Source organism: Billgrantia hypersalina (assembly GCF_052584175.1).
This window is the reverse complement of sequence record NZ_JBMIQI010000020.1, coordinates 167781-173871: the sequence shown is the minus strand read 5'-3', so window position 1 is coordinate 173871 and position 6091 is coordinate 167781. Positions and strand designations below refer to the sequence as shown.

The 6091-nt window shown below is 65.9% G+C and carries 7 protein-coding genes and 1 pseudogene; 6 read left to right on the top strand and 2 right to left on the bottom strand.

All coding sequences use genetic code 11. The features are described from left to right. Positions 1 to 237, top strand: a pseudogene (locus tag ACOJCM_RS19605) (aldehyde dehydrogenase (NADP(+))); the annotation flags it as partial. 107 nt (positions 238 to 344) lie between these two features. After that, on the top strand, positions 345 to 1091 hold the full coding sequence (locus ACOJCM_RS19600) for a CvfB family protein (RefSeq protein ID WP_445213770.1): 747 nt from the start codon (positions 345 to 347) through the stop codon (positions 1089 to 1091). 27 nt (positions 1092 to 1118) lie between these two features. On the opposite strand, the gene ACOJCM_RS19595 is transcribed toward ACOJCM_RS19600, so the two are convergent. After that, the gene (locus ACOJCM_RS19595) at positions 1119 to 1664 is read right to left on the bottom strand and encodes a VOC family protein (RefSeq protein WP_445213769.1); all 546 of its coding nucleotides are present in this window, start codon (positions 1662 to 1664) and stop codon (positions 1119 to 1121) included. A 195-nt stretch (positions 1665 to 1859) separates the two neighbouring features. On the opposite strand from ACOJCM_RS19595, the gene gshB reads away from it, so the two are divergent. From gshB to ruvX, 4 genes are read left to right on the top strand one after another with little or no spacing between them, the layout of a single operon-like run. Next, entirely contained in the window at positions 1860 to 2825 is a 966-nt protein-coding gene (gene gshB / locus ACOJCM_RS19590; RefSeq protein WP_445213768.1) for a glutathione synthase, read from the top strand. Between the two features lie 28 nt (positions 2826 to 2853). Next, a complete protein-coding gene (locus ACOJCM_RS19585) occupies positions 2854 to 3750 on the top strand; it encodes a TonB family protein (RefSeq protein WP_445213767.1) in 897 nt (298 codons plus the stop codon). A 27-nt stretch (positions 3751 to 3777) separates the two neighbouring features. Then, complete coding sequence (locus tag ACOJCM_RS19580) at positions 3778 to 4350, top strand: YqgE/AlgH family protein (protein WP_445213766.1); 573 nt, start codon at positions 3778 to 3780, stop codon at positions 4348 to 4350. Then, complete coding sequence (gene ruvX / locus ACOJCM_RS19575) at positions 4350 to 4799, top strand: Holliday junction resolvase RuvX (RefSeq protein ID WP_445213765.1); 450 nt, start codon at positions 4350 to 4352, stop codon at positions 4797 to 4799. Before ACOJCM_RS19580 ends, ruvX begins: the two co-directional genes overlap by 1 nt. A 17-nt stretch (positions 4800 to 4816) precedes the next feature. On the opposite strand, the gene ACOJCM_RS19570 is transcribed toward ruvX, so the two are convergent. After that, positions 4817 to 6037 carry a Tm-1-like ATP-binding domain-containing protein gene (locus ACOJCM_RS19570; protein ID WP_445213764.1) on the bottom strand — a complete coding sequence of 407 codons (1221 nt, stop codon included), beginning with the start codon at positions 6035 to 6037 and terminating at the stop codon, positions 4817 to 4819. Between the last annotated feature and the right edge of the window lie 54 nt (positions 6038 to 6091).

Here is a 6091-nt window from a genome sequence, read left to right as displayed (position 1 = left end):
CGGATATTGGCCAACGGCTGGCCGACGGGCGTGGAGGTGTGTCACGCCATGGTTCATGGCGGCCCCTACCCGGCCACCTCGGATTCGCGCACCACCTCGGTGGGCAGTGCGGCGATCTTCCGCTTCCTGCGCCCGGTGTGCTACCAGGCGCTGCCGGAAGGGCTGCTGCCCGAGCCGCTCAAGGACGGCAACCCGTGGGGCGTGTCGCGACTGGTGGACGGCAAGCGCGAGGCGTAGCCCAACAGTCTTTATTTGAACCATTGGCGGCCTTCGGGCCGCCTTTTTTCTGCCGTCTTTGCCATAATGGCTCCCGTCCTCTCCCACACACACCTGCGGAGCCGCTCATGGCCTCTTCACCCAATGACCGTCGCCAGGGCCGACCGAATCCTTCGCGCCCCCCGTCAGGCTCCCAGCGCGAACGCGTTTCGCGAACGCCCAAGGCTCAGGTCGGCGAGGTGGCCTACTTGGAGGTCGTCACGGTCAACGAGACCGGTGCGTTCCTCGACTGGGGCCATTCACGAGACGTACTGCTGCCCTTTGGCGAGCAGCGCTTTCGGCCCACGCCCGGCAAGCGGGTGCTGGTGCGCCTCTACGAGGACCAGCAGGGGCGGCCAGTGGCATCGCAAAAGCTCGATCGTTTCGTCCAGGACGAAGCGACGGGGCTGGCGCCGGGCGACGAGGTGGAGCTGGTGATTGCCGATGCCACCGACCTTGGCTACAAGGCGGTGGTCGACCATCGTTTCTGGGGCCTGCTCTTTCGCGACGACATCACCCACCCGCTGCGTCGAGGCCAACGGGTGAAGGGCTACGTGAAACGTGTACGCGACGATGGCCGGCTCGATCTGTCACTGTTGCCGCCGGGGCCGGCGCGCCTCGACGTGGTGGGCGAGAAGGTGCTCAAGGCGCTGCGCGAGAGCGGCGGCTATCTGCCGTTGGGCGACAAGAGCGATGCGGCCGAGATCAAGGCGCGCATGGGGGTAAGCAAGAGCGCCTTCAAGCAGGCCATCGGCCGGCTCTACAAGCAACGCCAGATCATTATTGAAGAGACCGGCATACGTTTGGCGCCCGGCGCCTCGGGTAACACGACATAGCCCGAGGCACGCCGGATGGAAGGGCGCTCAATCAAGCGCCTGGAACTCCTCCTCGTGCAGCCAGGCGGCATGCTTCGGCGCCCGCTTGGTCTTGGACCACTCCTCGATCATGGCCGGCGCCACCTCCTTGAGCTGGCGCATCTGCTCCGGCGTGCCCTTCACGTAGGTGAGCTCCAGGCGGTGGCCGTTGGGGTCGAAGAAGTAGATCGAGCGGATGATGCCGTGCTCGGTGGGGCCGACCACCTCCACTCCCTTGCTTTCGAGCTGCTCCTTCGCCGCCAGCAGGGCGGCTTCGTCGGCCACGCGGAAGGCGATGTGCTGGACCCACTCCGGGGTATTGGGGTCGCGCCCCATCTCCGGCGAGTTGGGCAGTTCGAAGAAGGCCAGGATGTTGCCGTTGCCGGCATCCAGGAACAGGTGCATGTAGGGATCGGGCGCCTTGGTGGAGGGCACGCGGTCCTCGGCGATGGCGACCAGGAATTCCATGTCGAGCTTGTCCTGGTACCACTCGACGGTTTCCTTCGCATCTCGGCAGCGGTAGGCGACGTGGTGAATCTGCTGGATTTCGATCATGACGGGTCTCGTAGGGTGGCCTAAGGAGCGCCAGGGACCTGCTTGGGCTTTTTCAGCCTCTATTTTGGTTTCATTTGAAACTAAAATAGAGGGGCCCGGCGTGCCCTGTCAAGCTGCCTTGGTGTTGCCGGAAACCCTGGGTCATACTGCGCTCATTTCCCGTATCACGATGGAACGCTGCCGATGAGCCAACTGATGAGCGAACGATCCTTGCGCGTGGGGGTAGTGATGGATTCCATCGCCCACCTCACCTACAAGAAGGACACTACCCTGGCCATGCTGTGGGCGGCCCAGGAGCGCGGCTGGTCGCTGCACTACATGGAGCAGGAGGATCTCTACTTGCGTGACGGCCGGGCTCATGCGCGCATGCGCGATCTTGCCGCCTTCCGCAACCCCGACGACTGGTACGCGCTGGGGGCGCCTGAGGAGCGCCCGCTGGCCGAGCTTGATGTGATCCTGATGCGCAAGGATCCGCCGGTCGATGCGCACTTCCTCAATGCCGTGCACCTGCTGGGTTTCGCGGAGCGCGAGGGCGTGCTGGTGGTCAACCCCACGCGGGCCCTGCTGGAGTGCAACGAGAAGCTGTTTGCCCAGCAGTTCCCGCAGTGCTGTACGCCGACGGTGGTGTCCTGCAGTGAGCCGGTGCTGCGGGCCTTCCATGCCGAGCATCGCGACGTCATCTTCAAGCCGCTGGACGGCATGGGCGGCAGCGGGATCTTCCATGTGCAGCCCGAAGGTCGCAACTTGGGGGCCATCATCGAGACGCTGACCGAGCGTGGCCAGCGACAGATCATGGCCCAGCGCTACATCCCCGAGATCAAGGATGGCGATACCCGCATCCTGCTGGTGGACGGCGAGCCGGTGCCCTTCGGCCTGGCCCGTGTGCCGATGGCCGGCGAAACCCGCGGCAACCTCGCCGCCGGCGGTACCGGCGTTAGCCGCGAGTTGACCGCCCGCGACCACTGGCTGATCGAGCAGGTGCAGCCGATGATCCGCGAGAAAGGCCTGATGTTCGTCGGTCTCGACGTGATCGGCGACTACATCACCGAAATCAACGTGACCAGCCCCACCTGCGTGCGCGAGATCGACGACCAGCGTGGCACCGACATCGCCGGCCTGTTGATGGATGCCATCGTGCGGCGTCTGGCCTCGCGCAACTAGTTATCGCGTAACGAAGACGAGTTCGCCCATGGCATCCATCAGCGACCCGATCCAGTATGCCCCGGTCACACGGTCGTACCGCCGTTGGCTGGCGCTGTCGGTTGCGCTGTTGTTGCATGCGCTGCTGATTGGTGTGATGGCAAGCCGGCAGTTCGCCCCGGCACCTGCCGAGGCCACCCGCCTGGATGTGGTACTGGTGACACGCCCGGCCCCGGCGCCAAGTGAAGCCGAGGCCATTGCCGAGGCGGATCAGCAGGCATCCGGAGAGCAGGCCGAGGAGGCCCCTGCCGAGCGGCGAGCGGCGCCGCGGGACGAGCTGCCGGTCCCCACGACGCCAGCCAGCGACGTGGCCCCGACCACGCCCGCCGAGGCCGAACGGCCTCACACCGAGCCGGAGCCGGTCGAAGCAAAGCAGGCCAGGGAAGCTCAACCGCTGGCGGAGCCTCGAGCAAGTACACCCCCGGCAGCTGAGTTGCCTTCGGCACCCGCTGCGGTGGCACCCGCCGCCTTGGGTCGCGACCTGATGGCCCAGGCCACCAGTAGCCTTCGTCAACAAGGGTTCGATACCGGTCTCGCCGGGCCGGACGACGATCAGCCGCGCCTGGCGGCCCGTCGTGCCGCCGAGGCGCGCTACATCGACGACTGGACCCGCCGCGTGGAGGCTTACGGCAACCGCATCCACCCCGCGCCGAGCCACTTGCACGGCCAGCTGCGCATTCGCGTGGTGATCGGACGCGATGGTCAGCTTCGGCAGGCGGAGGTGGTACAATCCTCAGGACATACCGAACTCGATCAGGCGGCACTCGATACCGTGTACGGTGCCGGGCCCTACCGGCCCTTCGACAGCACCCTGGGAGAGCTGGACAGTCTCTCCATCACCCGCGTCTGGCGGTTCGGGCAAGGCAATCATTTCGGCGTGCGTTAGGGCCACTGCCTGCCGCCCGGGAGTCCCATGCAATCCGTGCAAAACCTAGGCTTGAGAGATCATTTTCTACTGGCGATGCCGCACCTGGAAGATCCCAACTTCGCCGGCAGCCTGAGCTATCTCTGCGACCACGACGAGAACGGCACCATGGGTGTCATCGTCAACCGCCCGCTGGAGATCACCCTCGAGGCGCTGTTCGAACAGCTTGAGCTTGATGGTGAAGAGAGCCCGCATCGCAACGCGCCGGTCTACTACGGCGGCCCGACCCATAAGGATCGTGGCTTCATCCTCCATCGCGGCTCCAGCGAGGCGTGGGATTCGAGCATCCAGGTGGACGACGACATCGCCCTGACCACCTCCATGGACATCCTGTTGGCGCTGGCCGCCGGCAAGGGACCGGAGGAGTTTCTGGTATGCCTGGGCTGTGCCGGCTGGGAAGCGGGCCAGCTCGAAGAGGAGCTCAAGGAAAATGCGTGGCTTACCGTCGAGGCTGAGGCCGACATCCTGTTCAAGGTGCCGCCCGAGCAGCGCCTCGGCGCCGCAGCCGGCATCCTCGGGGTGGACCTCAATCTCATGTCGCGGGAAGCGGGCCACTCTTGATGCCCGGCCAGCGCCTGATCCTGGCCTTTGACTTCGGTACCCGCCGCATCGGCGTGGCAGTGGGCAACGAGCTGCTCGCCAGCGCCCGCCAGCTCGAGCCGCTGCCGGCCCGCGACGGCATTCCCGACTGGAGCGTCGTCACACGCCTGGTGGAGGAGTGGCGGCCGGACCTGTTCGTGGTGGGGCTGCCGCTCAACATGGACGGCAGCGAGTCGGAAATGAGCACGCGGGCGCGAAAATTCGGCAAGCGACTCTATGGCCGCTTCGGCAAGCCCTGCGAAATGGTCGACGAGCGCGGCTCCACCCGCGAGGCCAAGGCTATCGCGCATGAATCAAGGTTGCGGCGCAACCCCGGCAAGAGCTACCGCGACGAGGGCGTCGACGGCATCGCGGCGGTACTGATCCTAGAGAGCTGGTTCGCCCGCCAGGAGGGCCTGCCGCCACGCTGAGCGGGTAGCCCATGGCCTCATTCCTGTGGCGATGGCTGCGCACCTATCACCTTGTGAAACTCGGCGACGGCCGTGGCGGCGAATTCCGGGTCGTTGATATGCCACGGGCAGCGAATCAGGCGACGCTCGGCGGTTTGCCGTACCGTGGCTTCCAGCGCATCGAACAGGGCGGCGTCGGCTTTCGGGTCATGAAACGGCTGGCCGGGAGCATCGAGGGCCGAGACCCCCCCTTCGGGGAGCAGGAAGCGCAGCGGCCCACGGCTGCGGTTGAGCTTTTCGCCGATCCAGCGCCCCATCAGCGCGTTCTCCTCGGCTGTCGTTCGCATCAGGGTGATCTGGGGATTGTGTTCGTAGAGTCGTCGCTGACGATAGCGCTCGGGCAGCGTCTCGGGGCCGGCGAAGTTGACCATGTCGAGGGCGCCGCATGAACCCACGTAAGGCAGGTCGGCCTGCGCCAAGACGTCCAGTCGTGTCTCGCCTGCGCTGAAGATGCCGCCCATCAGCAGATCGCAGACTTCGGTGGTGGTGATGTCCAAGAGCCCCTTCAGCATGCCGCTCGTCGCCAGCTTCTCCATCGAGCGTCCGCCGGTGCCCGTGGCATGGAAGACCAGACAGTCGTACTCCCCTGACAGCGAATGGGTCAGCCGGCTCACGCACTCCGTGGTGACGCCGAACATGCTCAGACCAATGGCCGGCTTGTCCTCATCCACTTCGGGTAACGTGCCCTGAAGCATGCCCAGCAGGGCATGGGCCGCATTGCCCAGCACGCGGCGCGAGATCCGGTTGAGCCCCGCCACGTCGGTGACGGAGTAGATCATGGCGATATCGCTGGGCCCCACATAGGGGGCCACGTTGCCCGAAGCGATGGTCGAAACCATTACCTTGGGCACGCCGATGTCCAGGTCGCGCATGGCTGGCGTGATCAGTGCGGTGCCACCGGAACCGCCGATACCGATGACGCCTGAGACGTCGTCACGTTTCGCCAGCAACCGGCGCAACGCCTCGGCCATCTGCGCCACGGCGCGGCCCCGGTCGTTGACGAAGACCGCCTCGGCGCCCTGGGGGTGGCAGGCGGCCACCTGGCTGGCGGTTATGTCGGCGTCGGGAGCCGCATCACCGCTGGTGCCGACGTCGACGATCAAGGCCTCGACGCCTGCCTTCCGCAGCAGGTCGCGCAGGTAGCCTAACTCCACGGCCTTGGTGTCACAGGTTCCGATGATGAAGGCTTTGAATGACATGGTGCCTCCTGGCCGGCATGCGTCGCGCCGGCCTGATTGTTATCGCTCTGGGCG

Coding starts and splice junctions, on each gene's coding strand:
- ACOJCM_RS19600 (WP_445213770.1), top strand. CDS start 345: ATGGCCTCTTCACCCAATGACCGTCGCCAGGGCCGACCGAATCCTTCG.
- ACOJCM_RS19595 (WP_445213769.1), bottom strand. CDS start 1,664: ATGATCGAAATCCAGCAGATTCACCACGTCGCCTACCGCTGCCGAGAT.
- gshB (WP_445213768.1), top strand. CDS start 1,860: ATGAGCGAACGATCCTTGCGCGTGGGGGTAGTGATGGATTCCATCGCC.
- ACOJCM_RS19585 (WP_445213767.1), top strand. CDS start 2,854: ATGGCATCCATCAGCGACCCGATCCAGTATGCCCCGGTCACACGGTCG.
- ACOJCM_RS19580 (WP_445213766.1), top strand. CDS start 3,778: ATGCAATCCGTGCAAAACCTAGGCTTGAGAGATCATTTTCTACTGGCG.
- ruvX (WP_445213765.1), top strand. CDS start 4,350: ATGCCCGGCCAGCGCCTGATCCTGGCCTTTGACTTCGGTACCCGCCGC.
- ACOJCM_RS19570 (WP_445213764.1), bottom strand. CDS start 6,037: ATGTCATTCAAAGCCTTCATCATCGGAACCTGTGACACCAAGGCCGTG.